20 protein-coding genes are annotated in these 24470 nt (G+C 55.0%); 16 read left to right on the top strand and 4 right to left on the bottom strand.

Translation table 11 applies throughout. The features are described from left to right. The first annotated feature begins 52 nt into the window (after nt 1–52). The 15 genes from nuoG to menE all read left to right on the top strand — a co-directional run bounded on the left by nuoG (nt 53) and on the right by menE (nt 18535). Complete coding sequence (nuoG, locus tag IV04_RS05770; protein ID WP_152562813.1) at nt 53–2788, top strand: NADH-quinone oxidoreductase subunit NuoG; 2736 nt, start codon at nt 53–55, stop codon at nt 2786–2788. Next, nucleotides 2785–3762, top strand: a complete 978-nt coding sequence (nuoH, locus tag IV04_RS05765) for an NADH-quinone oxidoreductase subunit NuoH (protein ID WP_037402422.1) — start codon at nt 2785–2787, stop codon at nt 3760–3762. The genes nuoG and nuoH overlap by 4 nt, the downstream gene beginning before the upstream one ends. Before the next feature lie 14 nt (nt 3763–3776). Continuing rightward, the gene (nuoI, locus tag IV04_RS05760) at nt 3777–4319 is read left to right on the top strand and encodes an NADH-quinone oxidoreductase subunit NuoI (protein ID WP_037402420.1); all 543 of its coding nucleotides are present in this window, start codon (nt 3777–3779) and stop codon (nt 4317–4319) included. Nucleotides 4320–4327: 8 nt separating this feature from the next. Continuing rightward, nucleotides 4328–4885 (top strand): NADH-quinone oxidoreductase subunit J, encoded by a 558-nt coding sequence (nuoJ, locus tag IV04_RS05755; RefSeq protein ID WP_037402419.1) that lies wholly within the window; start codon nt 4328–4330, stop codon nt 4883–4885. After that, a complete protein-coding gene (gene nuoK, locus IV04_RS05750; protein WP_037402417.1) occupies nt 4882–5184 on the top strand; it encodes an NADH-quinone oxidoreductase subunit NuoK in 303 nt (100 codons plus the stop codon). Before nuoJ ends, nuoK begins: the two co-directional genes overlap by 4 nt. Continuing rightward, the gene (gene nuoL, locus IV04_RS05745; protein WP_037402414.1) at nt 5181–7028 is read left to right on the top strand and encodes an NADH-quinone oxidoreductase subunit L; all 1848 of its coding nucleotides are present in this window, start codon (nt 5181–5183) and stop codon (nt 7026–7028) included. The genes nuoK and nuoL overlap by 4 nt, the downstream gene beginning before the upstream one ends. A gap of 199 nt (nt 7029–7227) precedes the next feature. Beyond that, on the top strand, nt 7228–8757 hold the full coding sequence (nuoM, locus tag IV04_RS05740; RefSeq protein WP_037402412.1) for an NADH-quinone oxidoreductase subunit M: 1530 nt from the start codon (nt 7228–7230) through the stop codon (nt 8755–8757). Between the two features lie 6 nt (nt 8758–8763). Next, entirely contained in the window at nt 8764–10221 is a 1458-nt protein-coding gene (gene nuoN, locus IV04_RS05735) for an NADH-quinone oxidoreductase subunit NuoN (protein ID WP_037402409.1), read from the top strand. 250 nt (nt 10222–10471) lie between these two features. Further along, nucleotides 10472–11338, top strand: coding sequence for a DMT family transporter (locus IV04_RS05730; protein WP_037402406.1), 867 nt, complete (start codon nt 10472–10474; stop codon nt 11336–11338). A 90-nt stretch (nt 11339–11428) separates the two neighbouring features. After that, nucleotides 11429–12709 (top strand): isochorismate synthase MenF, encoded by a 1281-nt coding sequence (gene menF / locus IV04_RS05725; RefSeq protein ID WP_037402402.1) that lies wholly within the window; start codon nt 11429–11431, stop codon nt 12707–12709. 176 nt (nt 12710–12885) lie between these two features. Continuing rightward, nucleotides 12886–14559 carry a 2-succinyl-5-enolpyruvyl-6-hydroxy-3-cyclohexene-1-carboxylic-acid synthase gene (gene menD / locus IV04_RS05720; protein ID WP_037402399.1) on the top strand — a complete coding sequence of 558 codons (1674 nt, stop codon included), beginning with the start codon at nt 12886–12888 and terminating at the stop codon, nt 14557–14559. After that, nucleotides 14559–15347, top strand: coding sequence for a 2-succinyl-6-hydroxy-2,4-cyclohexadiene-1-carboxylate synthase (gene menH, locus IV04_RS05715; protein ID WP_037402397.1), 789 nt, complete (start codon nt 14559–14561; stop codon nt 15345–15347). The genes menD and menH overlap by 1 nt, the downstream gene beginning before the upstream one ends. Then, a complete protein-coding gene (gene menB / locus IV04_RS05710; protein WP_037402394.1) occupies nt 15331–16188 on the top strand; it encodes a 1,4-dihydroxy-2-naphthoyl-CoA synthase in 858 nt (285 codons plus the stop codon). Before menH ends, menB begins: the two co-directional genes overlap by 17 nt. Then, nucleotides 16188–17171 (top strand): o-succinylbenzoate synthase, encoded by a 984-nt coding sequence (gene menC, locus IV04_RS05705; protein WP_081893174.1) that lies wholly within the window; start codon nt 16188–16190, stop codon nt 17169–17171. The genes menB and menC overlap by 1 nt, the downstream gene beginning before the upstream one ends. Further along, on the top strand, nt 17159–18535 hold the full coding sequence (gene menE, locus IV04_RS05700; RefSeq protein WP_037402391.1) for an o-succinylbenzoate--CoA ligase: 1377 nt from the start codon (nt 17159–17161) through the stop codon (nt 18533–18535). The genes menC and menE overlap by 13 nt, the downstream gene beginning before the upstream one ends. Before the next feature lie 65 nt (nt 18536–18600). On the opposite strand, the gene IV04_RS05695 is transcribed toward menE, so the two are convergent. Together IV04_RS05695 and tyrP are read right to left on the bottom strand one after the other, a co-directional pair. Further along, a complete protein-coding gene (locus IV04_RS05695) occupies nt 18601–20037 on the bottom strand; it encodes a catalase (protein WP_037402388.1) in 1437 nt (478 codons plus the stop codon). Between the two features lie 269 nt (nt 20038–20306). Continuing rightward, nucleotides 20307–21515 carry a tyrosine transporter TyrP gene (gene tyrP, locus IV04_RS05690; RefSeq protein ID WP_037402385.1) on the bottom strand — a complete coding sequence of 403 codons (1209 nt, stop codon included), beginning with the start codon at nt 21513–21515 and terminating at the stop codon, nt 20307–20309. Between the two features lie 263 nt (nt 21516–21778). Here tyrP and IV04_RS05685 point away from each other — a divergent pair, with 263 nt between their 5' ends. Further along, nucleotides 21779–22975, top strand: coding sequence for a nicotinamide mononucleotide deamidase-related protein YfaY (locus IV04_RS05685; RefSeq protein WP_037402382.1), 1197 nt, complete (start codon nt 21779–21781; stop codon nt 22973–22975). An 88-nt stretch (nt 22976–23063) separates the two neighbouring features. Here the strand turns inward: IV04_RS05685 and yfaE are convergent, their stop codons facing one another. Next, entirely contained in the window at nt 23064–23324 is a 261-nt protein-coding gene (yfaE, locus tag IV04_RS05680; protein WP_037402379.1) for a class I ribonucleotide reductase maintenance protein YfaE, read from the bottom strand. Next, nucleotides 23325–24455: a class Ia ribonucleoside-diphosphate reductase subunit beta gene (nrdB, locus tag IV04_RS05675; RefSeq protein ID WP_037402376.1), complete on the bottom strand. Its 1131-nt coding sequence runs from the start codon at nt 24453–24455 to the stop codon at nt 23325–23327. Nucleotides 24456–24470: the final 15 nt, after the last annotated feature.

Below are 24470 nucleotides of genomic sequence, written 5' to 3'. Positions count from 1 at the left end.
ATTTTTGATTAACGCCTACCTGATGGGTAGGCCACTTGGAAGCATGCTGACTATGGCTACGATTCATGTAGACGGCAAAGAATACGAAGTAGATGGAGCCGACAACCTGTTGCAGGCATGTCTCTCTCTCGGCCTCGATATTCCTTACTTTTGCTGGCATCCGGCGCTGGGAAGCGTCGGCGCTTGCCGCCAATGTGCGGTAAAGCAATACCAAAACGCGGACGATACGCGTGGCCGTTTGGTGATGTCTTGTATGACACCGTCATCCGATGGCACCTTCATCTCCATTGATGATGCCGAAGCCAAGCAGTTCCGTGAGAGCGTGGTTGAATGGTTGATGACCAACCACCCACACGATTGCCCGGTATGTGAAGAGGGCGGCAACTGTCATTTGCAGGATATGACAGTGATGACCGGCCACAGCTTCCGCAGATACCGCTTCACCAAACGTACTCACAACAACCAGGAACTGGGACCGTTTATCTCTCATGAGATGAACCGCTGCATTGCCTGTTATCGTTGTGTGCGTTACTACAAAGATTATGCCGACGGCACCGATTTTGGTGTCTACGGTGCGCATGATAACGTCTACTTCGGTCGCCCAGAGAACGGCACGCTGGAAAGCGAGTTTTCCGGTAACCTGGTAGAAGTGTGCCCAACCGGCGTTTTCACCGATAAAACCCATTCCGAGCGCTATAACCGTAAGTGGGATATGCAGTTTGCACCGAGTATCTGCCAGCAGTGCAGCGTCGGTTGTAACACCAGCCCCGGCGAACGTTATGGCGAACTGCGTCGTATCGAAAACCGTTATAACGGCAGCGTTAACCACTATTTCCTGTGCGATCGTGGTCGTTTCGGTTATGGCTATGTCAACCTGCAGGATCGTCCGCGCCAGCCGCAGCAACTGCGCGGTAACGACTGGATCACCCTGAATGCCGAACAGGCAATGCAGGGGGCGGCAGATATTCTGCGTCAGGCAAAGAAAACCATCGGTATCGGTTCTCCGCGCGCCAGCCTGGAAAGTAACTTTGCACTGCGCGAACTGGTGGGAGCAGAAAACTTCTACACCGGTATCAGCCAAGCCGAGCAGCAGCGTTTGAACCTGATGCTCAACGTGCTGAAGAACAGCGGTGTGACGACCCCTAATCTGCGTGAAATCGAAAGCTACGACGCGGTATTGGTGCTGGGTGAAGATCTTACCCAGACCGGTGCACGTATTGCGCTGGCCGTTCGTCAGGCAGTGAAAGGTAAAGCCCGCGCCATGGCTGCGGCACAGCGGGTTGCCGACTGGCAGATCGCTGCGGTGCAAAACATTGGTCAACACGCTAAGCACCCGCTGTTTGTCACTAACGTTGATGACACCCGTCTGGATGATATTGCTGCCTGGAACTACCGTGCGCCCGTTGATGAGCAAGCGCGTCTGGGCTTCGCTATTGCCCATGCGTTAGATGAGTCTGCTCCGGCGGTGACCGATCTGGCTGAAGGCCTCAGCAAGAAAATCGATGTGATCGTGCAGGCTTTGGCCAGTGCGCAAAAACCGCTGATTATAACCGGCAGCAATGCGGGTAGCGATGCGATCATCGAAGCGGCAGCCAACATCGCCAAAGCGCTGAAAGGGCGTGGGGCCAATGTTGGGATCACCTTTGTTGCCGCCGCTGCCAACAGCTTGGGTTTGGCAATGATCGGTGGTGGTTCTTTGGATGAGGCCCTGGTGCAACTGGAAAGCGGCAGTGCTGATACCGCTATCGTGATGGAGAACGATCTCTACCATCATGCTCCGGCAGTGAAAGTAGAAGCGGCTTTGGCTAAGGTGAGCAACCTGATCGTTGCCGATCATCAGCGCACCGCCATCATGGATAAAGCTGGCCTGATCCTGTCTGCAGCCAGTTTTGCTGAGAGCGACGGCACGTTGATTAACCAGGAGGGCCGCGCGCAGCGTTTCTTCCAGGTATACGACCCGGCTTACTATGATGATGCTAAGCAAAATATCCACAGCGTGATGCTGGAAAGCTGGCGTTGGATGCACTCGTTGCATTCCGCTTATACCAGCCGTCAGGTTGACTGGACGCAGCTGGACGACGTCATTGCCGCCTGTGTGGCTGCGTTGCCGCAACTGCAGGGCATTGTCGATGCTGCACCGGAAGCCACCTTCCGCATCCGTGGGCAGAAACTGGCCCGTTCACCACACCGTTACAGTGGCCGTACCGCGATGCGTGCCGATATCAGTGTGCATGAACCACGTCAGCCGCAGGATAAAGACACCATGTTTGCCTTCTCAATGGAAGGTAACAACAGCCCGCTGGCCGATCGTCAGCACATCCCATTTGCCTGGGCACCCGGTTGGAACTCACCGCAGGCCTGGAACAAATTCCAGGATGAAGTGGGCGGCAGCCTGCGCCATGGCGATCCGGGTATCCGCCTGATCGAAGCGGGGGAGGGAAACCTTGGTTACTTCACCTCGATCCCTGCGGCATTTAAAGCTGAAGGTTGGCGAGTTGCGCCTTACTACCACCTGTTCGGCAGTGACGAAATGTCACAGCGTGCCGATGTGATCCAGCAGCGTATGCCACAGGCTTATGCCATGGTTAACCGTGCCGATGCCGCTCGCCTTGGGGTGAATGCCGGTGCTTGGCTGGAGTTTACCTGTGCTGGCCAAGTGCTGCGTTTACCGGTGCGCTTGAGCGAAACGTTGGCATCAGGCCAGGTGGGGTTACCGCTTGGCTTGCCGGGGATCCCGCCGGTGTTGGTGGGCGCAACGGTTGAAAATCTGCGGGAGGCAGCACAATGAGCTGGTTTACGCCTGAAGTGATCGAGATCCTGATCGCTATTCTGAAAGCGGTGGTGATCCTGCTGGTGGTCGTGACCTGCGGGGCTTTCATGAGCTTCGGCGAACGCCGTCTGCTGGGCCTGTTCCAGAACCGTTACGGGCCAAACCGTGTCGGCTGGGGCGGTTCGCTGCAGTTGGTCGCCGACATGATCAAAATGTTCTTCAAAGAAGACTGGGTTCCGACCTTCTCTGACCGGGTGATCTTCACTCTGGCACCGATGATCGCCTTTACTTCTCTGTTGCTGGCTTTCGCTATCGTCCCGGTCAGCCCGACCTGGGCGGTGTCCGATCTTAACATCGGTATTCTGTTCTTCTTGATGATGGCTGGCTTGGCGGTGTATGCCGTGCTGTTCGCCGGTTGGTCGAGCAACAACAAATACTCGCTGTTGGGGGCGATGCGTGCTTCTGCACAGACCCTGAGCTATGAAGTGTTCCTTGGCCTGTCGCTGATGGGCGTGGTGGCACAAGCTGGCTCGTTCAACATGCAGGCGATTGTCGAGTCACAGGCTCACGTCTGGAACATCATTCCGCAATTTTTCGGCTTTCTGACCTTTGCCATTGCCGGGGTTGCGGTGTGTCACCGCCATCCGTTTGACCAGCCGGAAGCCGAGCAGGAACTGGCTGACGGTTACCACATTGAATATTCCGGCATGAAATTCGGTCTGTTCTTTGTGGGGGAATACATAGGTATCGTTACCGTGTCTGCCCTGATTGTGACGTTGTTCTTCGGCGGTTGGCAGGGTCCGTTCCTGCCGCCATTTATCTGGTTTGCCCTGAAAACGGCCTTCTTCATGGTGATGTTCATTCTGATCCGTGCGTCGTTGCCGCGTCCGCGCTACGACCAGATGATGTCATTTGGCTGGAAAGTTTGCCTGCCGTTGACGCTGCTGAACCTGCTGGCAACTGCCGCAGTCATTTTGTACAACGCTCAATAAGGGGTGAATAAACCATGACATTGAAAGAGTTATTGGTTGGTTTCGGCACCCAGGTGCGCAGCCTTTGGATGATTGGCTTACACGCCTTCGCCAAACGCGAAACCCAAATGTATCCGGAAGAACCGGTATACCTGCCGCCGCGTTATCGTGGCCGGATCGTGTTGACGCGCGATCCCGACGGTGAAGAGCGTTGCGTAGCCTGCAACCTGTGCGCAGTGGCTTGCCCGGTTGGCTGTATTTCACTGCAGAAGGCCGAGCATAAAGATGGCCGCTGGTATCCAGAGTTTTTCCGCATCAACTTTTCGCGCTGCATTTTTTGTGGCCTGTGTGAAGAGGCTTGCCCAACCACGGCTATCCAGCTTACGCCGGATTTCGAAATGGGTGAGTTCAAGCGTCAGGATTTAGTGTACGAAAAAGAAGATCTGTTGATCTCGGGGCCGGGTAAATATCCGGAATATAACTTCTACCGGATGGCCGGTATGGCAATTGACGGCAAAGCCAAAGGCGAAGCTGAAAACGAAGCCAAACCGATCGATGTCAAAGGTCTGTTGCCGTAGGAGCAAGCATGGAAATTGCCTTTTATCTGGCAGGTTTGATTGCGATAGTTGCGACGATTCGCGTTATTTCGCATACCAATCCTGTGCATGCGCTGCTGTATCTGATCGTGTCATTACTGGCGATCTCGGCAGTCTTTTTCTCACTGGGTGCTTACTTTGCCGGTGCGTTGGAAATCATCGTGTATGCCGGTGCCATCATGGTGCTGTTCGTATTCGTAGTGATGATGCTGAACCTCGGCAGTGCGGTGCAGCAGCAGGAGCGCGAGTGGCTGAAGCCATCGGTATGGATCGGCCCGGGCCTGTTGTCGCTGGTTTTGTTGGTGGTGCTGGTTATCGCAATCCGCAGTTTGTCCGATCAGAATATCAGCGGTGAGATGGTGGATGCCAAAGCGGTAGGGATCAGTCTGTTTGGCCCTTACGTTCTGGCGGTTGAGTTGGCTTCAATGCTGCTGTTGGCAGGCCTGGTTGTCGCCTTCCACGTTGGCCGTGAGCATAAGCCGGGTGAAGTGTTGAGCAATGCCCCGGCAAGTGAAATGGCGAAAAGAAAATCGGAGGAGCAAGCATGATCCCTCTCCAACATGGTTTGATTCTAGCGGCGATTCTGTTCGTTTTGGGGCTGACCGGGTTGCTGATTCGTCGTAACCTGCTGTTTATGCTGATCAGCCTGGAAGTGATGATCAATGCTGCGGCGTTGGCCTTTATTGTTGCTGGGAGCCATTGGGCACAGGCGGACGGGCAGGTAATGTATATTCTGGCGATCAGCCTGGCGGCGGCAGAGGCCAGTGTTGGCTTAGCGTTGCTGCTGCAGCTCTACCGTCGTCGTCATACCCTGAATATTGATACTGTCAGTGAGATGCGCGGATGAACCTATTATATTTAACAATTCTGCTACCGCTGATCGGGTTCCTGCTGTTGGCATTTTCCCGTGGTCGCTGGTCTGAAAACACGGCTGCGACCGTGGGTGTCGGCTCTATTGGCTTGGCGGCACTGGTCACGCTGTACGTGGCGTTCGATTTTCTCGGCCAGAAAGCGACCGGCGTGCAACTGTACGAACAGGGCCTGTGGAACTGGATGACCGTCGGTGATTTCAATGTCGGTGTGACACTGGTGCTGGACGGTTTGTCGCTGACCATGCTGTCGGTGGTAACCGGCGTCGGCTTCCTGATCCACATGTTTGCCTCTTGGTATATGCGCGGTGAAGAGGGCTATTCACGCTTCTTCGCCTATACCAACCTGTTTATCGCCAGCATGGTGATCCTGGTGCTGGCTGACAACCTGTTGCTGATGTACCTGGGTTGGGAAGGGGTGGGCTTATGCAGTTACCTGTTGATCGGTTTCTACTACAAAGATCCGGCCAACGGCGCAGCGGCGATGAAAGCTTTCATTGTGACCCGTGTTGGTGACGTGTTCCTGGCCTTCGCGCTGTTCATTCTGTACCGCGAGTTGGGTACGCTGAATATTCGTGAACTGATGGTGCTGGCACCGCAGAAACTGGCGATTGGCGATACCGCCATCACTTGGGCAACCTTGATGCTCTTGGGTGGTGCGGTTGGTAAATCGGCACAGTTGCCGCTGCAAACCTGGCTGGCGGATGCGATGGCTGGCCCAACGCCGGTATCTGCACTGATCCACGCGGCGACCATGGTAACTGCCGGTGTCTACCTGATTGCCCGTACGCACAGCCTGTTTCTGCTGGCGCCGGAGGTATTGAACCTGGTGGGCATCGTCGGGGCAGTCACCTTGCTGCTGGCCGGTTTTGCCGCGCTGGTGCAAACCGACATCAAACGCGTGCTGGCTTACTCCACCATGAGCCAGATTGGTTACATGTTCCTGGCGTTGGGCGTGCAGGCGTGGGATGCGGCGATCTTCCACCTGATGACCCACGCATTCTTCAAAGCACTGCTGTTCCTGGCATCTGGCTCGGTGATCCTGGCCTGCCACCATGAGCAGAATATCTTCAAAATGGGCGGTTTGCGTAAGAGCATTCCACTGGTGTATGCCTGCTTCCTGGTGGGGGGCGCGGCGCTGTCGGCGCTGCCAATCGTCACTGCAGGTTTCTTCAGTAAGGATGAGATCCTGGCGGGTGCAATGGCGAACGGCCACATCAATCTGATGATTGCCGGTCTGGTCGGTGCGTTCATGACCTCGCTGTACACTTTCCGCATGATCTTCATCGTGTTCCACGGCGAAGAAAAGATCAAAGCTCACGCAGGCAAAGGCATTACGCATCACCTGCCGCTGTTGGTTCTGTTGGTACTGTCTACTTTCGTTGGCGCGATGATCGCTCCACCGTTGCAGGGCGTGCTGCCAGAAACCACCGAAATGGCTCATGGCAGCGTGTTGCAGTTGGAAATCGCCTCTGGCGTAGTCGCTATTGTCGGCATCCTGCTGGCCGCTGCTCTGTGGTTGGGTAAACGTAGCCTGGTGAACAGTATCGCGAACAGCGCGCCGGGCCGTTTCTTCTCAACCTGGTGGTTCCATGCTTGGGGCTTTGATTGGCTGTACGACAAAGTGTTCGTCAAGCCGTATCTGGGCGTTGCCAAGCTACTGCAAAGCGATCCGCTGAATTCGCTGATGAACCTGCCAGCAATTTTCTCCCGTTGGGGTAACCGTGGCCTGACGGTCAGTGAGAATGGCCAGATACGCTGGTATATCGCGTCGATGGGTGTGGGTGCAGTGGTCGTATTGGCGCTGTTGATTTTGGTTTAACCAATAATTTAAAGCATTTATCGGGCATAGCGCTTGTGCTATGTACAATGTTTTATACCCTGTAGATTTCAAGTTGTGGCTAGGCGGCAAGCGTATGAATTCCAGGAGCCTTACTCTAGTAAGTGACTGGGATGAGTACGCGGTAGCCAACAACGCCACGGCTTGAAAGATACGGGTAGAATAAGGGACACAAAACGCCATGCTATTACCTTGGCTAATTCTTCTCCCCTTTATCGGCGGTCTGCTGTGCTGGCAGTGCGAGCGTTTCGGTACTAAGGCACCGCGCTGGATCGCCTTGATCGCAATGGGGCTGACATTGGCGCTTTCTCTGCAACTGTGGTTGCAGGGCGGCTACTCGTTGAGCAAACCGCTAGGCATCCCACAGTGGCAATCTGAATTCCTGCTGCCGTGGATCCCACGTTTTGGTATCAATATTCATTTGGCGCTGGACGGCTTGTCGTTACTGATGGTGGTATTGACCGGCTTGTTGGGCGTGCTGGCGATCCTCTGTTCCTGGCGTGAAATTCAGAAGTATCAGGGCTTTTTCCACCTGAACCTGCTGTGGATCCTGGGCGGCGTTATCGGCGTGTTCCTGGCCATCGACATGTTCCTGTTCTTCTTTTTCTGGGAAATGATGTTGGTGCCGATGTACTTCCTGATCGCTCTGTGGGGTCACAAGGCGTCGGACGGTAAAACCCGTATCACTGCGGCAACCAAGTTCTTCATCTACACCCAGGCCAGCGGTCTGGTGATGCTGATTGCGATTTTGGGGCTGGTGTTTGTGCACTACAACGCGACCGGCGTCTGGACCTTCGGCTATCAGGATCTGCTGAAAACCCCGATGTCGCACAATGTTGAATACCTGTTGATGCTCGGCTTCTTCATTGCATTTGCGGTGAAAATGCCGGTGGTGCCATTGCACGGCTGGTTGCCGGATGCGCACAGTCAGGCTCCAACGGCAGGTTCTGTTGACCTGGCGGGGATTTTGCTGAAAACCGCCGCTTACGGTTTGCTGCGTTTCAGCTTGCCGCTGTTCCCGAACGCCTCTGCCGAGTTTGCCCCGATCGCCATGTGGTTGGGTGTAGTAGGTATTTTCTACGGTGCCTGGATGGCGTTTGCGCAGACCGATATCAAGCGTCTGATTGCCTACACTTCGGTTTCGCACATGGGTTTTGTGCTGATTGCTATCTACACCGGCAGCCAGATGGCCTATCAGGGCGCGGTTATCCAGATGATTGCACACGGCCTGTCTGCCGCCGGTATGTTCATCATCTGTGGTCAGTTGTACGAACGCCTGCATACCCGTGACCTGCGCCAGATGGGCGGTCTGTGGGGGCGGATCAAGTTTATTCCTGCACTGTCGCTGTTCTTCGCGGTGGCAACGCTAGGGATGCCGGGTACCGGTAACTTTGTCGGTGAATTCATGATTCTGCTCGGCAGTTTCAAGGTAGTGCCGGTGATCACCGTGATTTCTACCTTCGGTCTGGTGTTTGCTTCGGTTTACGCATTGATCATGATGCAGCGTGCCTACTACGGTGCGCCTAAGTCCGATCAACCGTTACCGGGCATGACCGCGCGTGAGTTATTCATCATTCTGTTGCTGGTGGTTCTGCTGGTCTTGTTGGGGGTTTATCCTCAACCGATCCTTGATACTTCCAGTGCGGCGATGAGCAACGTGCAACACTGGTTTGGTCCGTCAGTTTCAGCAATTTCAACAACAAGGCCGTAATTCGCCATGACAATAACTCCTCAACAACTGATCGCACTGTTACCGCTGTTGATCGTCGGATTGACGGTGGTGGTTGTGATGCTGTGCATTGCGTGGCGACGCGACCACTTTATCAACGCCACCCTGACAGTCGTCGGTCTTAATCTGGCGCTGCTTTCGCTCTACTTTGTCGGCCAGGTTGGGCCAATGGACGTCACTCCGCTGATGCGGGTTGATGGATATTCGATGTTCTATACCGGGTTGGTGCTGCTGGCGAGCCTGGCGACCTGTACCTTTGCCTATCCATGGCTAGGGGGCTACCCGGACAACCGCGAAGAGTTCTATCTGCTGGTGCTGATTGCCGCCATGGGGGGCATTCTGCTGGCGAGCGCTAATCACCTGGCTTCGCTGTTCCTCGGTATTGAACTGATCTCACTGCCGCTGTTTGGATTGGTGGGCTATGCGTATCGTCAGAAGCGCTCTCTGGAAGCCGCGATCAAATATATGCTGCTCTCTGCGGCGGCATCCAGCTTCCTGCTGTTTGGTATGGCGCTGCTGTATGCAGAATCCGGCGATCTGTCATTGGCAGGGCTGGGTAAAAGCCTGCAGGAACATAAAGTGTACCAACCGCTGATTCTGGCCGGTATGGGCATGATGGTGGTGGGCTTGGGCTTTAAACTGTCTTTAGTGCCATTCCAACTGTGGACTCCAGATGTGTATCAGGGCGCACCTGCACCGGTTTCAACCTTCCTGGCAACCGCCAGCAAGATTGCAATCTTCGCGGTAGTCATGCGTTTGTTCCTGTACGCACCCGCTGCCGATAGTGAAGCACTGCGTATGGTGTTATCGATCATTGCCTTCTGTTCGATCCTGTTCGGCAACCTGATGGCGATCAGTCAGACCAATATCAAGCGTCTGCTGGGTTACTCTTCTATCGCTCACTTGGGTTATCTGCTGGTGGCGCTGATTGCGGTGCAAACCCACCAATTGTCGTTGGAGACTGCCGGTGTTTATCTGGCGGGCTATCTGTTCAGCAGCCTGGGTGCCTTTGGCGTGATTAGCTTGATGTCCAGCCCGTATCGTGGCCCGGATGCCGATTCACTGTTCTCCTACCGTGGCCTGTTCTGGCACAAGCCGATCCTGTCGGCGGTGATGACGGTGATGATGCTGTCGCTGGCCGGTATCCCGATGACGTTGGGCTTTATCGGTAAGTTCTTCGTGATCGCGATGGGTGTGAGTGCACATCTGTGGTGGCTGACCGGTGCTGTGGTAGTAGGGAGTGCGATAGGTTTGTATTACTACCTGCGCGTGACGGTCAGTTTGTTCCTCAGTGCACCGGAAACGTTGGCTCGTGATACGCCAAACAACTGGGCGTTGACTGCGGGCGGGGTGGTGGTGTTGATCTCCGCTGCGCTGGTGCTGTTGCTGGGTATCTACCCGCAACCGCTCATCAGTTTAGTGCAGTTGGCGCAGCCAATGTTCTGATTAGCAGATAAGTAGTAAAAAGGGTCGCTGAAGCGGCCCTTTAGGTTGATGACAAAGTTGTCTTGATGCCCGAGATACCCGGGCCTAGCGCACCGAGGGGCGCTCCGGCGGCTTACGCCGCTACGACCCCTTCGGCACGCTCTCCCTAATATCTGACTTTGTCAGTAGTCTTAAGGGTCGCTAAAGCGGCCCTTTTCAGTTGAGAGCAGATGTTATTTTGTCGTCTGGTTGGCTACATTCCGGGGAAACCATGATTGCTTTATGGATGGTCGTTGCCAGTGCGTTTTTCGCATTGATGGGGGCCTGTATCAAACTGGCTTCGGCGAAAGTCGGTTTTTTTGACATCATCTTTTATCGCTCGTTTGTTAACGTAGTGATAGTGGCCGTACTGATTAAAATCAAGAAGATCGGTTTCCGCACCCGGCATCTTGGGCTGCATATGAAACGCGCCGCTATCGGCAATGCGGCGATGTACTGTGGTTTTTACTCGCTTATTCACCTGCCTATCGCTACGGCGACCACCCTTGGTTACACCAACCCTATTTTCCAGTCGGCGATTGCTTTTGTGACCACCAAAGGGCAATTGACCGGAAAACTGCTGTTTTCGGTGTTATTGGGGTTCGCTGGGATCCTTATTCTCCTGCGCCCAGATGTGCCGCACGGTGAGTTTACTGCGACGTTGGTCGGTTTGCTGTCTGGGTTATTAACCGCACTCGCCTATTTTAACGTTGGCAAACTGGTACGCACTGGCGAACCAGAGCTGCGCGTCGTGTTTTACTTCTCTTTGGTGGGGACGTTGGTTGGGAGCGTGATGGCAACGATTGTCGGGTTTTCGGCGTTGGATGTGGCCACTTTGCTCGGTGTTTGTGCGATTGGCGTATTCGGCAGCCTGGGGCAAATCACCATGACGCGTGCTTATGGCAGCGGTAACCCAGTGATTGTTGGCATCCTTTCTTATAGCACCATCATTTTTTCTACGCTGCTGGGTTACCTGATTTTTGACGAGAAGTTGTCCTCAATTGCCGCTGTAGGTATGGCATTGATTATTCTTTCCGGGGCATTGGCCATGCGTCGTCGGGCACCAGCAAAAGCGGCTTCCAAGGCGGCATCGACGTAATTTTATCTGTAGATGCGGGTGGCATTTCTCCCCAGAGCATTCTTATTTACCGTATAATTCCCCACAATAAGTTTGGTTAATGAGGTCGTAGTGGAACAACTATCGGGATTGCTGCGGCAGTTACGCCAGCAGCTTGGGCAGTCTTTTCCCTCTGAAGCCGGATTTCGGCAGATAACAATACCGGTTCCCGACCGTTTAGCTGCTACGTTGCTGGAATGGCTGGCGGCACAGACGCTATTCCCGCAGTTTTATTGGCGCCACCGTGAAGCGCAGCACGAAGCTGCGGTATGCGGCGCGGTCAGGCAGTTTTCATCCCCTTTACAGGCGCAGGCATTTTTGTCTGCATATCCCCGAGCTCGCCTGTGGGGATTGACCGCTTTTGATGACAGCACATTGCTGTTGTTGCCGCGTGTGGAGATCCAGAGCCGCAGCGGTAAAGGTGAACTGACGTTGAACCTGTGTTCTGAATCCTCGCTGTATGATGACGCGCTTGCGGCAAGTCGTTGGCTTGAGGAACTGGCGGTGGCAAAACCGATCGCAGATTTGCAGGTTGTGGTGCAGTCGGTGCGGCATCAACCCGAGCGTTCAGCCTGGGATGCGATGCTGTACGACGCACTACGGGCGATAGAGAATCAGCAGCTTGAAAAAGTAGTACTGGCACGCAGCACGTTGCTGACGCTGGCAAGCCCGCTGTTTGCCCCTGCGCTGATGGCTGCCAGCCGCAAAGTCAACCACCGCTGTTACCACTTTATGATGCGTTTCGATGCGCACTCGGCATTTCTTGGCTCCAGCCCGGAAAGGTTATATCTGCGAGAAGGTCAGCATTTATTGACTGAAGCTTTGGCGGGCACCGTTGCCAGCCACACGGATGAGCAGCAGGCACGTGCGTTAGCGCGTTGGCTGCTGCAGGACACCAAGAATCAACAGGAAAATCTGCTGGTGGTTGATGATATCTGTCAGCGCCTGCAGGGTGGAGCCAGTGCAGTGGACGTTTTGCCCCCTGAAGTGGTGCGTTTGCGTAAGGTTCAACACCTGCGGCGGCGGATAGAGGGGCAACTTAAGCGCGGTGACGATGCCGATTGCCTGCAACGGCTCCAGCCGACGGCTGCGGTGGCCGGGTTGCCACGCCAGGCCGCGCGTGATTTTATCCACCAGCATGAGCCTTTTGCTCGTCATTGGTACGCTGGATCAGCCGGTTATCTTTCGATTGAGCAAGCCGAATTTTGCGTCACGTTACGTTCCACCCAAATCGATGGCGCACAGGTACAACTTTACGCCGGAGCCGGTATTGTTGCCGGTTCGAATCCCGCCGAGGAATGGCAGGAGATCGAAAATAAAGTGGCCGGTTTGCGGACGCTTCTTCAGCCCTAAGGCTCAACTCCTGAGCGGTAGTGGCTGTAGTTGCGATTGCGAGTAACGGCGTTTTTGCGCCAGCGCAAAAGCTGTAAAGATGATTACTTATATAATTCAGAGCGATGGCTACGGAATAATAACTCTTATGAGTTATCTCTGGGCATAACCTCAGTTTACTGACTTATGAGCAAACTATGTCGACAAGTGTTTTTAATCGCCGATGGGCGGCTTTGCTACTGGAAGCGCTGGTTCGTCATGGAGTGCGGCATGTCTGTATTGCTCCGGGATCGCGATCGACACCGTTGACACTGGCCGCTGCTGCACACGGCTCTTTTATCTGCCATACCCATTTTGATGAGCGTGGGCTCGGCCACCTGGCGCTCGGCTTGGCAAAAGCGGCGCGCGAGCCGGTCGCGGTTATCGTTACCTCCGGCACTGCCGCCGCCAATCTCTATCCTTCGTTGATTGAAGCTGGGCTGACCGGTGAGCGCTTGGTGTTCCTCACTGCGGATAGGCCGCCAGAGCTGATTGATTGTGGTGCCAACCAGGCGATTCGCCAATCTGGTCTCTATGCGAGCCATCCAGTGCAACATATTGATTTACCACGCCCCAGTGCGGATATTCCTGCTCGTTGGCTGGTTTCTACCCTGGATAGCGCTATGGCGCGCCTGTCGCACGGTGCGCTGCATATCAACTGCCCCTTTGCCGAACCTTTGTATGGTGGCGATGAACAGCAGTATGCCGCGTGGTCGGCTGAGCTGGGGGATTGGTGGCAAGGAACCCGGCCTTGGCTGCAAGAAGTGGATCCTCATCAGGTGTTACCACAGCCGGATTGGTGCTCTTGGCGGCAAAAGCGTGGGGTGGTGCTCGCCGGGCGCATGAGCGCTGAAGACGGTGTGCGCTTGGCCGCATGGGCCGAAACGCTGGGTTGGCCGTTGATTGCTGATGTACTTTCACAAACTGGCCAACCGTTGCCCTGTGCCGATCTCTGGCTGGCACAGCCGCAGGCGTGTGAACTGTTGGAAAATGCCCAGTTGGTGGTGCAGTTTGGCAGCAGCCTGACGGGTAAACGCCTGTTGCAATGGCAGGAACGTTGCCAACCGGCAGAGTACTGGCTGATTGATTCTTTGCCAGGGCGGCTTGATCCTGCGCACCATCGCGGTCGCCGTATTCGCGCCAACGTAGGTGAGTGGCTTGATTTACATCCGGCACTGCGTTGTGCTGCCCCCTGGGCTGAGGGGTTGGCTGGATTGGCCAAGGAGGCGTTTGAGGCGACATCCGGTTATTTAGCTAACCGGTTCGGTGAAGCGCAACTGGCTCATCGGTTGCCGAAGCTGCTGCCAGAGCAGGGCCAACTGTTTCTTGGCAATAGCCTGATTGTGCGCTTGATCGACGCGCTGGCACAGCTACCGGCTGGCTATCCGGTGTTCAGCAATCGTGGCGCCAGCGGTATTGATGGGCTGGTTTCCACCGCAGCAGGGGTGCAGCGCGCCACGGCTAAACCGACGCTGGCGGTGATCGGCGATCTTTCCGCACTCTATGATCTGAATGCGCTGGCGTTGCTGCGCCAAAGCTCGGTCCCGATGGTGTTGATCGTGGTGAATAATAACGGCGGCCAGATCTTCTCGCTGTTACCTACGCCGGAACTGGAGCGTCAGCGTTTTTACTGCATGCCACAAAACGTCAATTTCAGCCATGCAGCGGCGATGTTCCAGCTTAATTATGCCTGCCCGGAAGATTGGCAACAGTTGCAGCAGGCGATAGAACAAGGTTGGTGTCACCTTGGAACGACGTTAATTGAATTACGGGTGCCACCAAGCGATGGCGCAGAGACGTTACAACATCTGGTACAACGGGTGGTGAACTGATGCTGGCTTCACGCGTGTTACAACAGGGCGAAAATCATCGCCCATGGTTGGTCTGGCTGCATGGCCTGCTGGGTAATAATAATGAGTGGCGTGTCATTGCTTCACGCTTTGAACAATGGCCTTCGCTGGCAATCGATCTGCCCGGTCATGGCGATTCTGCTCACCAGCCCTGTCGGGATTTTGCTGAGATCAGCCAGCAAATCACCGCGACGCTGCAACATCACAAGATTGAACGTTACTGGTTGGTGGGCTATTCGCTCGGTGGCCGGATTGCCATGTACCACGCTTGTTATGGGGAGCCGCAGGGGCTGCAGGGGATGGTGATCGAAGGGGGCAATCCGGGGCTGGAAAGTGAAGAACTGCGCGCCCAGCGTCGTGCCCATGATGCCCATTGGGCCAGCCGTTTCCGCGTTGAACCGATCGAGCAAGTGCTGTTGGACTGGTATCAGCAACCCATATTTGACGATCTGAGCGCGGTACATCGTGAAGCGCTGATCGCTGCGCGTTCTGCAAACCTGGGCCCGGCGGTAGCCGACATGCTGGAAGCCACTTCACTCGGGCGGCAGCCGTGGTTGGTGCCCGCATTACAACGCTTAACCTTACCGCTCCAGGTGCTGTGTGGCGTTGATGATCACAAATTTCAAGGGTTGGCACGGAATGCCGGTTTGCCATTGCGCACGGTGCCGCTAGCCGGACATAACGCTCATCTAGCGAACCCGGCGGATTTTGCCGCCGCGTTACATGAATTTCTTGATAATAAGGAAACTGAACATGCTGTATCCGAATGAAGAACAACTGTATGCCGCGATTGACTGGCAGGATTGCTCCGGTGATTTCGAAGATATCCTGTACCACAAATCCAGTGACGGCATCGCTAAAATCACCATTAACCGTCCGCAGGTGCGTAACGCTTTCCGCCCGCATACGGTGAAAGAGATGATCGAAGCGCTGGCAAATGCACGTTATGACGATGGGATCGGCACCATTATTCTTACCGGTGCCGGTGATAAAGCTTTCTGTTCCGGTGGCGACCAGAAAGTGCGGGGCGACTACGGCGGCTACCGCGACGACAGCGGGGTGCATCACCTGAACGTGCTGGATTTCCAACGCCAGATCCGCACCTGCCCGAAGCCGGTGGTGGCAATGGTGGCAGGGTATTCGATTGGTGGCGGTCACGTGCTGCATATGATGTGCGATCTGACCATTGCGGCAGATAATGCCATCTTCGGCCAGACCGGGCCGAAGGTCGGTTCCTTTGATGGTGGCTGGGGCGCTTCTTATATGGCGCGCATCGTCGGGCAGAAAAAAGCACGTGAAATCTGGTTCCTGTGCCGCCAGTACGATGCGGCACAAGCGTTGGATATGGGCTTGGTCAATACCGTGGTGCCACTGGCGGATCTGGAAAAAGAAACCGTGCGCTGGTGCCGTGAGATGCTGCAAAACAGCCCGATGGCGCTGCGCTGCCTGAAAGCGGCGCTCAATGCCGACTGTGACGGTCAGGCCGGTTTGCAAGAGTTGGCCGGTAACGCCACCATGTTGTTCTATATGACCGACGAAGGTCAGGAAGGGCGCAATGCATTCAATGAAAAGCGCCAACCGGACTTCAGCAAATTCAAGCGTAATCCGTAATGACCGCGCTCATCCGTAAAGCGACTCTTTACCGTTATAGCCTGCCGATGGAGGCCGGTGTGGTGCTGCGCCATCAGCGGTTGAAAACCCGCGATGGCTTGCTGATTCACCTGCAACAGGGGGAACAGCAGGGCTGGGGCGAAATCGCGCCGCTGCCGGAATTCAGTCAGGAAACGCTTGAACAGGCGCAACAGGCTACGCTGAGCTGGCTGCAGGCGTGGATTGCGGGTGAGGTGATTGCGGCTGGCACACTGCCTTCGGTGGATTTTGGCACCAGTTGCGCGTTAGCTGAATTGTCAGGGCTGTTGCCGCTGCAGGCTGATTATCGTAAAGCTCCGCTCTGTAGCGGCGATCCTGACGAGTTGTTTGCGGTGCTGAATGCGTTGCCGGGCGAGAAAGTCGCCAAGGTGAAAGTGGGCCTGTACGAGGCGGTGCGCGATGGCATGGTGGTTAATGTGCTCTTGGAAGCGTTACCGGATCTTAAATTGCGGCTGGATGCCAACCGCAGTTGGACGCGGGCTAAAGCCGATAGTTTTGCCAAGTACGTCAACCCGGCATGGCGCGATCGCATCGCGTTTTTGGAGGAACCCTGCAAGACCCGTGACGAATCGCGGGATTTTGCGCAGGCAACCGGTATCGCTATCGCCTGGGATGAAAGCGTGCGCGAAGCGGATTTTGTGGTGCAGGCTGAGCCTGGCGTTGCGGCTATTGTGATCAAACCGACGTTGGTTGGCAGCCTGAACCGTTGCCGCGAGTTGGTTGAGCAAGCGCATCAGGCGGGCTTAACGGCAGTGATTAGCTCCAGTATTGAGTCCAGCCTGGGCTTGACGCAGTTGGCCCGCATCGCCCATTGGTTGACGCCGGATACCGTGCCGGGGCTGGATACCTTGAACCTGATGCAGGCGCAGTTGATGCGCAGTTGGCCAGAAAGTACCTTGCCGTTGCTCAGTGCGGATGTGCTGGAGTGCGTATGGCGCAGCTAAACGACTGGCCGTGGCGTTATTGGGCCGCGCAACGCCCGCAGGCGACAGCCGTGATGGTGGGGCATCAGCCGGTCACTTGGCTGGAGTTGCAACGGCAAGTTGCAGGTATGGCGGCGGATTTCCAGCAGCAAGGGGTTGTGCCGGGGAGTGGTGTGGTGTTGTGTGGTAAAAACAGCTATCCGTTACTGTTGGGCTATCTGGCCTTGTTACAGTGTGGGGCGCGTTTGTTGCCGCTTAACCCGGCATTACCGACCTCGATGCTGGCCACTTTGCTGCCGGATCTGGATATCGATTTTGCCTTCATCCCCGATGGTTTACCCGAGCTATCGTCTGAAATTATCGGTTTATCGCCATCGGCAGGGGCGCAATACCCTTTGCAAGAGCTGCCGTGGCAACCACAACGTTTGGCAACGCTGACGTTGACGTCCGGCTCCAGCGGTTTACCAAAAGCGGCGGCCCACAGCTATGCAGCGCACCTGGCCAGTGCCGAAGGGGTATTACACCTGATGGACTTCCAGCCGCAGGATCGCTGGTTGCTCTCTTTGCCGCTGTTTCACGTTTCGGGGCAGGGCATTGTCTGGCGCTGGCTGGCGGTCGGCGCACAGTTGGTGGTGCGTGATATGCAGCCGTTGGCTGATGCGTTGGCGGGATGCACGCATGCTTCACTGGTGCCGACCCAGTTATGGCGTCTGCTATCTGAACCTATGACCGAGCATGCGTTGAAAGAAGTGCTGCTCGGCGGGGCGATGATCCCGGTTTCGCTCACCCAACAGGCCGAAGCGGTGGGGATCCGCTGCTGGTGTGGCTACGGTCTGACCGAACTGGCTTCCACAGTCTGTGCCAAACGCGCTGATGAGCTGCCGGGCGTCGGTTTGACGCTGCCTGGGCGCGAAATACGGCTGGTGGAACAAGAAGTGTGGATCCGTTCGACAAGCCTGGCGTTGGGCTACTGGCAGCGCGGGGCGCTGTTGCCGATAGCTGACGATCAGGGGTGGTTCCATACGCGCGATCGTGGCGTGATGGAACAGGGCGAATTGCGGATTATCGGGCGGTTGGATAATTTGTTCTTCAATGGTGGTGAAGGGGTGCAACCGGAAGATGTTGAACGTGTGCTGGCTGCGCATCCACAGATCCGGCAGGTGTTTATCGTTCCCGTCGATGATCCGGAGTTTGGCCAGCGGCCAGTGGCCGTGATCGACTATGAAGATGAGTTAACGCTGGAAGCGTTGCTGGAGTGGGTGGACGGCAAGTTGGCGAATTTCCAGCGGCCCATCGCGTTGTTTGCTTTGCCTGATGCGTTGAAAACGGGCGGCATCAAGATTTCGCGCCGCCGGTTACGGCAGTGGGTGGCGGCGCAAGTGTAATGCGGGTAATGCTAACCAGCTCCCTCTCCCACAGGAAGAGGGGTTATAACGTTAGCGCTTGCTGATTATTTCAATCCCAACGCCTTGGCGACACCGGCACCGTAATCTGCATGCACCTTGGTGAACAATTCAACCTGGCGGCGCTGGATCGGCTCTGGCACCTGCGACAGCTCACCGGCAATGCGCGTGAACATACGCTGATGCTCTTCAGCGCTCAGCAGATTGAACAGTGCCCGTGGCTGGCTGTAATAATCTTCATCTTCGCGGTGGTTCCAGTGATCCGCCGCGCCTTCAATGCTCAGTGGTGGTTCACTGAAATCGGGTTGCTCCTGGAACATACCAAAGCTGTTTGGCTCATAAGTGACGCCGTTACCGCTGTTACCATCCACACGCATCGCGCCATCGCGGTGGTAGTTGTGGAACGGACATTTGGCCGCGTTGACCGGGATCTGGTGATGGTTGACGCCCAGGCGGTAACGGTGCGCATCGCCGTAGGAGAATAAGCGGCCCTGCAGCATTCGGTCTGGAGAGAAGCCGATGCCTGGCACCACGTTGGCCGGGCTCATGGCCACTTGTTCCACTTCTGAGAAGTAGTTGTCCGGGTTGCGGTTCAGTTCGAAGAAACCGACGTCGATAAGCGGATAGTCGCTGTGCGGCCAGACTTTGGTCAGATCAAACGGGTTATACGGAGTTTGTGAGGCTTCATGCTCTGGCATAACCTGAACTTGCAGTTTCCAGCGCGGGAAGTCGCCGCGTTTGATCGCGTCGTACAGATCGCGTTGCGAGCTTTCACGATCTTTGGCAATGACCGCTTCTGCTGCATCGTCCATCAGGTTTTCGATGCCTTGCTCGCAGCGGAAGTGGAACTTCACCCAGAAACGCTCGTTATTGGCATTGATAAAGCTGAAAGTATGGCTGCCGAAACCGTGCATATGCCGGTAAGACTTGGGAAGGCCACGATCGCTGAAGTCGATGGTCAACTGGTGCAGGGCTTCTGGCAGGTGCGAGAAGAAATCCCATTTGTAGATCGGATTGCGCAGGTTGGTGTGCGGATCGCGTTTTACCACGTGGTTGAGATCGGGGAATTTGAGCGGATCGCGCAGATAAAACACTGGCGTGTCGTTGCCCACCATATCCCAGTTACCTTCTTCGGTATAAAACTTGATCGCAAAACCGCGGATGTCGCGCTCGGCATCGGCTGCGCCACGCTCACCGGCCACGGTAGAGAAGCGAACGAACAACTCGGTCTTTTTACCCACTGAGGAGAATATTTTTGCGCGGGTGTATTGGGTAATGTCGTGAGTGACGGTGAAGGTGCCGTATGCGCCAGAACCTTTGGCGTGCATGCGGCGCTCTGGGATCACTTCACGATCAAAGTGAGCCAGTTTCTCCAACAGCCACACGTCTTGCATCAAAAGTGGACCACGTTTCCCGGCGGTCATCGAATTATTGTTGTCGACAACGGGTGCACCAGCCGCGGTAGTTAATCCTTTCTTGCTCATTAATTGCTCCTTACTGTGTTGCAGTTAAGTTGAGTGCCCATACTCGGGGACATAATTGGGATTAATGAAAAGCCCTAGGTTGCTGGCTTATATCAATGGCACTACTAGTTGTAGCCCTATTATCGACCAGGGGCAAATAGGTACCGGTTATCGTTGCGATACGGGGGATGGATTTTTATTTATTTGCAATTTATTGAAAATAAGCGAGTTACTGATGTGAATTGCTGAGGCGGGAGATGATGGGGGCATATCTACCCCCTATTAATTCTTTACCCAATCGCAGGCAACATACCACTGGCAATGCCAATCTGAATTGCAATCACCGTTATGCCGCAGATAAACACCAGCGCCAATGCCGGTGTTCCACCCCGGACACGATAATCGCTCTGATGCTGCTGGCGTGTTTTCCAGGCTAACAGCGCAGGCAGCAGCAGTGCCAATATCGATAGCGCAATGGCCGCAAACCCTAAGGCCAGCACAAATCCGCGCGGATAGAACAACGCAAACGCCAATGGCGGCAGGAAAGTAATGACGCCGGTTTGCAGACGACCACGCGCATTGTCTTGGCGTTTGAACAGGTCGGCCAGGAAGTCAAACAGCCCCAGTGAAACCCCGAGAAATGAAGTTGCCAACGCCAGATCGGCGAACAGATGCACCGCCAGTTCGACATGCGGGGAGGCAACTACGTCGCGCACAGCCTGCAATAAACCGTTTAACCCTGCCTGTTGCGCCAGAATCCCGACGAAAGTAGCAGAACTGATGCTGCCCAACGTTGCCAACTGCCAGAAAATGTAAGCCACGAGCGGGATAGCGCTGCCGATGATAAAGATCCAGCGCAATTTGCGAACGTTACCGCCCATATAATTGACGATGCTAGGCACGCTGCCGTGAAAACCAAATGAAGTGAAGATCACCGGAATTGCCGAAAGCGCCAAACCTTGTTCCAGTGGCAGCGTCGTCAGGTTAGTGTGATGAATATAGGGCATCATCAGGCCAAGCATCAGGAGCAGGAAGACGATTTTGGCGCTAAACAAAATACGGTTGAACAGATCGACCGAATGAGTGCCGATGCAGACGATGCCACCAGCCACCAAGGTGAACAGTAGCACGCCGAGGTAAGTTGGGAAGTCCTGCGACGCCCATTGGTTAATGCTGGTCGTCAGCAGTTCACCGGCCCCACTGATATAGGCCGCTGTCAGGGCATACATCAGGAACATCATGCTGAAACTGGTCAGCCATTGGCCGCTGTTCCCCAGATAGCGCCTGGCCAGAGTGCCCAAACCTGTGTCTGCCTGTTCATGTTGATAAACTTCAACCAGCAGCAAAGCGGTGTAACACATCAGCACCCATAGCCCAACCAGTAGGGCCAGAGTAACCCCAAAACCGACCCCAGCTGCTGCCAGTGGCATGGCCAGCATTCCGGCACCAATCGTGGTGCCTGCGACGATAAAAACACTGCCCAGAGTGCGATTCTTCACTTTTTTCTCTACTAACTGATGATTTTGGGCGGCAGAATAGTGGATTGCAGATTTTGTGTCAAATCGGCGTTACGCAATCCGTACATTTATCTTTACGATTATGTTGTGGTAGTCAAAGTGCCTCAGATAAACATTATCGGAGAACCTACGGTGAAAAGGGGTTTACAGGCTTCGCTATACCCTTCATCTTGCAAACAGCAGCGTGATCATCGCGACTGAGAAACGGTAATGAAAAGGGATGGAACAAAATGCAGGAGAGACCAATGTTAAGGGTGGAGATGCTCAGCACCGGTGATGAGGTGCTGCATGGGCAAATTATAGATACCAACGCGGCCTGGCTGGCGGATTACCTGTTCCAGCAAGGTTTACCGATGAGCGGGCGTGAAACGGTAGGGGATAGCCTGGCTTCTCTGGTGGAGATATTGCAGGAACGCAGCCATATCGCCGATGTGTTGATCGTTAACGGGGGCCTGGGGCCGACCAGTGACGATCTCAGCGCGCTGGCTGCAGCTAATGCTTGCGGTGTTGGCCTGGTTGAGCATCCGGAGTGGATTGCGCGTATGGAGGCATTCTTCGCCGAGCGTGGCCGCCCGATGGCGGCGTCTAATCGCAAACAGGCGCAGATCCCGGCTAATGCTGAGATGCTGGATAACCCTGTGGGCACGGCCTGTGGTTTTGCTCTGACCCTCAATAAATGCCGGATGTTCTTCACGCCGGGTGTACCTTCCGAATTTAAAGTGATGGTTGAAGAGCAGATTTTACCGCGTTTGCGCCAATCTCTAACTCTACCGGAGCCCCCGGTATGCCTGCGTTTAACCACTTTTGGCACCTCAGAAAGCGATTTGGCTGCTGAGTTGGATGGTATGGCATTACCCCCGGGCGTAGCGTTGGGCTATCGTTCTTCCAGCCCGATTATTGAATTGAAGCTGACAGGCCCACATACCCAGCAGAGCGCGATGGCGCAGGCTTGGGAGCGGGTGCGTGAAGTGGCGGGGGATAACAAGATTTTTGAAGGCACGGTGGGGTTACCCGCATCGTTGGCAGAGCGTTTACAACAACAGGGGCTGAAACTGGCTCTGAGCGAGCAATTCACCGCAGGTTTAATTAATCTGCAATTGCAGAACGCGGCGGCACCCTTGGCAGGGGGCGAATTGCTGCCAGCACACTGCTGCGAAACCTTGGAAACGGTGCTGGCGCGGGCTAAATCTCTGGCCCAACTTACGGGTTCACCCTTGGCACTGGCGGTCAGCGCGATGGAAGGGGATCGAGTCAGCGTTGCTTTGCATACGCCAAAAGGGGGCGTTGGCCAGACCGTGGGGTATCGCGCTATGCGCCATGGCCAGCGTTTACGCCAGGAGTCGGTGGCGATGCTGGCACTGGATATGCTGCGCCGCTGGTTGAATGGCGAAAAAGTGTGCGGCAAAAACAGTTGGCTGGAAACGATGGAAATCATTGAGTAGAGATACCCTAAAACAATTCGAGTTGCCGGAATGCTGGCAACTCGAAAGTCATAGGGAGTCATCTGGTGATTAAAGATGATTCGGGAGGTCAGAGCTCCAGCTCGATATCCATCAACGGTATGCAGCAGCAGGGCAGAATCTCACCTTGATTGATAAAGGCCAGCGGCTGTTGGCGATAGGCCACTTTGCCTTTCAGCAACTTCATGCGGCAGGCACCGCAATAGCCCGAGCGGCACTGGTATTCCACCGCAACATCGTGCAGTTCCAGCACATCAAGCAGGCAGTTTTCGCCTTCAGGGCAGGAAAGCTGCGTACCGGTGGTACGCAGCGTCACGGTTGGCGTAGCCACTTACAGCTCGAAGTCGCTCAGGTCGTCAGCGTTGACTTCCGAGTCAATCTGGCCCACCAGATAGGAGCTGACTTCCACTTCTTGTGGAGCCACTTGAACGTTATCCGAAACCAACCAGGCATTGATCCACGGAATGGGGTTAGAGCGGGTCTGGAACGGTAAACTCAGGCCCACCGCCTGCATGCGGATATTGGTAATATATTCGACATATTGGCACAGAATGTCTTTGTTCAGGCCAATCATGGAACCATCGCGGAACAGGTATTCGGCCCACTCTTTCTCTTGCTGTGCCGCCAGCACAAACAGGTCATAACACTCTTGCTGGCACTCGGCGGCGATTTCTGCCATTTCCGGATCGTCAGCGCCAGAGCGCATCAGGTTCAGCATGTGCTGAGTACCGGTCAAGTGCAATGCTTCGTCGCGGGCGATCAGTTTGATGATTTTGGCGTTACCTTCCATCAATTCACGCTCGGCAAACGCAAATGAACAGGCGAAGCTAACGTAGAAGCGAATAGCTTCCAGTGCGTTGACGCTCATCAGGCACAGGTAAAGCTGTCTTTTTATTGCGCGCAGGTTAACCACAACGGTTTTACCGTTGACCTGATGTGTACCTTCACCTAACAGGTGATAGTAACTGGTCATCTCGATCAGATCGTCGTAATAGCCCGAAATGTCTTTCGCACGCTTCTTGATCTCTTCGTTGGTGACGATATCGTCGAACACCAGAGCCGGATCGTTAACGATGTTACGGATAATGTGGGTGTAAGAACGCGAGTGAATGGTTTCTGAGAACGACCAGGTCTCTACCCAGGTTTCCAGCTCAGGGATTGAGATCAGCGGCAAAAGTGCCACATTCGGGCTACGACCCTGAATGGAGTCCAACAGCGTTTGATATTTCAGGTTGCTGATGAAGATGTGTTTTTCATGTTCCGGCAGGGCCTGGTAGTCGATGCGATCGCGCGAGACGTCAACTTCTTCTGGGCGCCAGAAGAAAGAGAGCTGTTTTTCGATCAACTTTTCAAAGATTTCGTGCTTCTGCTGATCGAAACGTGCCACGTTGACCGATTGGCCGAAGAACATCGGCTCAAGCAGCTGGTTGTTTTTTTTCTGAGAAAATGTGGTGTAAGCCATGAGCTTGAATCCATT

The sequence above is a fragment of the Serratia sp. Ag1 genome (genome assembly GCF_000743355.1).
Classification (GTDB): domain Bacteria; phylum Pseudomonadota; class Gammaproteobacteria; order Enterobacterales; family Enterobacteriaceae; genus Chania.
This window is presented reverse-complemented; position numbering and strand designations above follow the sequence as displayed.

Excerpts from the sequence above, each read along its gene's own strand:
- nuoH (WP_037402422.1), top strand. The coding sequence starts at position 2,785 with ATGAGCTGGTTTACGCCTGAAGTGATCGAGATCCTGATCGCTATTCTG.
- IV04_RS05695 (WP_037402388.1), bottom strand. The coding sequence starts at position 20,037 with ATGAGCAAGAAAGGATTAACTACCGCGGCTGGTGCACCCGTTGTCGAC.
- nuoJ (WP_037402419.1), top strand. The coding sequence starts at position 4,328 with ATGGAAATTGCCTTTTATCTGGCAGGTTTGATTGCGATAGTTGCGACG.
- nrdB (WP_037402376.1), bottom strand. The coding sequence starts at position 24,455 with ATGGCTTACACCACATTTTCTCAGAAAAAAAACAACCAGCTGCTTGAG.
- nuoL (WP_037402414.1), top strand. The coding sequence starts at position 5,181 with ATGAACCTATTATATTTAACAATTCTGCTACCGCTGATCGGGTTCCTG.
- menE (WP_037402391.1), top strand. The coding sequence starts at position 17,159 with ATGGCGCAGCTAAACGACTGGCCGTGGCGTTATTGGGCCGCGCAACGC.
- nuoG (WP_152562813.1), top strand. The coding sequence starts at position 53 with ATGGCTACGATTCATGTAGACGGCAAAGAATACGAAGTAGATGGAGCC.
- menB (WP_037402394.1), top strand. The coding sequence starts at position 15,331 with ATGCTGTATCCGAATGAAGAACAACTGTATGCCGCGATTGACTGGCAG.
- IV04_RS05730 (WP_037402406.1), top strand. The coding sequence starts at position 10,472 with ATGATTGCTTTATGGATGGTCGTTGCCAGTGCGTTTTTCGCATTGATG.
- nuoK (WP_037402417.1), top strand. The coding sequence starts at position 4,882 with ATGATCCCTCTCCAACATGGTTTGATTCTAGCGGCGATTCTGTTCGTT.
- menC (WP_081893174.1), top strand. The coding sequence starts at position 16,188 with ATGACCGCGCTCATCCGTAAAGCGACTCTTTACCGTTATAGCCTGCCG.
- menH (WP_037402397.1), top strand. The coding sequence starts at position 14,559 with ATGCTGGCTTCACGCGTGTTACAACAGGGCGAAAATCATCGCCCATGG.
- menD (WP_037402399.1), top strand. The coding sequence starts at position 12,886 with ATGTCGACAAGTGTTTTTAATCGCCGATGGGCGGCTTTGCTACTGGAA.
- nuoN (WP_037402409.1), top strand. The coding sequence starts at position 8,764 with ATGACAATAACTCCTCAACAACTGATCGCACTGTTACCGCTGTTGATC.
- IV04_RS05685 (WP_037402382.1), top strand. The coding sequence starts at position 21,779 with ATGTTAAGGGTGGAGATGCTCAGCACCGGTGATGAGGTGCTGCATGGG.
- nuoI (WP_037402420.1), top strand. The coding sequence starts at position 3,777 with ATGACATTGAAAGAGTTATTGGTTGGTTTCGGCACCCAGGTGCGCAGC.
- nuoM (WP_037402412.1), top strand. The coding sequence starts at position 7,228 with ATGCTATTACCTTGGCTAATTCTTCTCCCCTTTATCGGCGGTCTGCTG.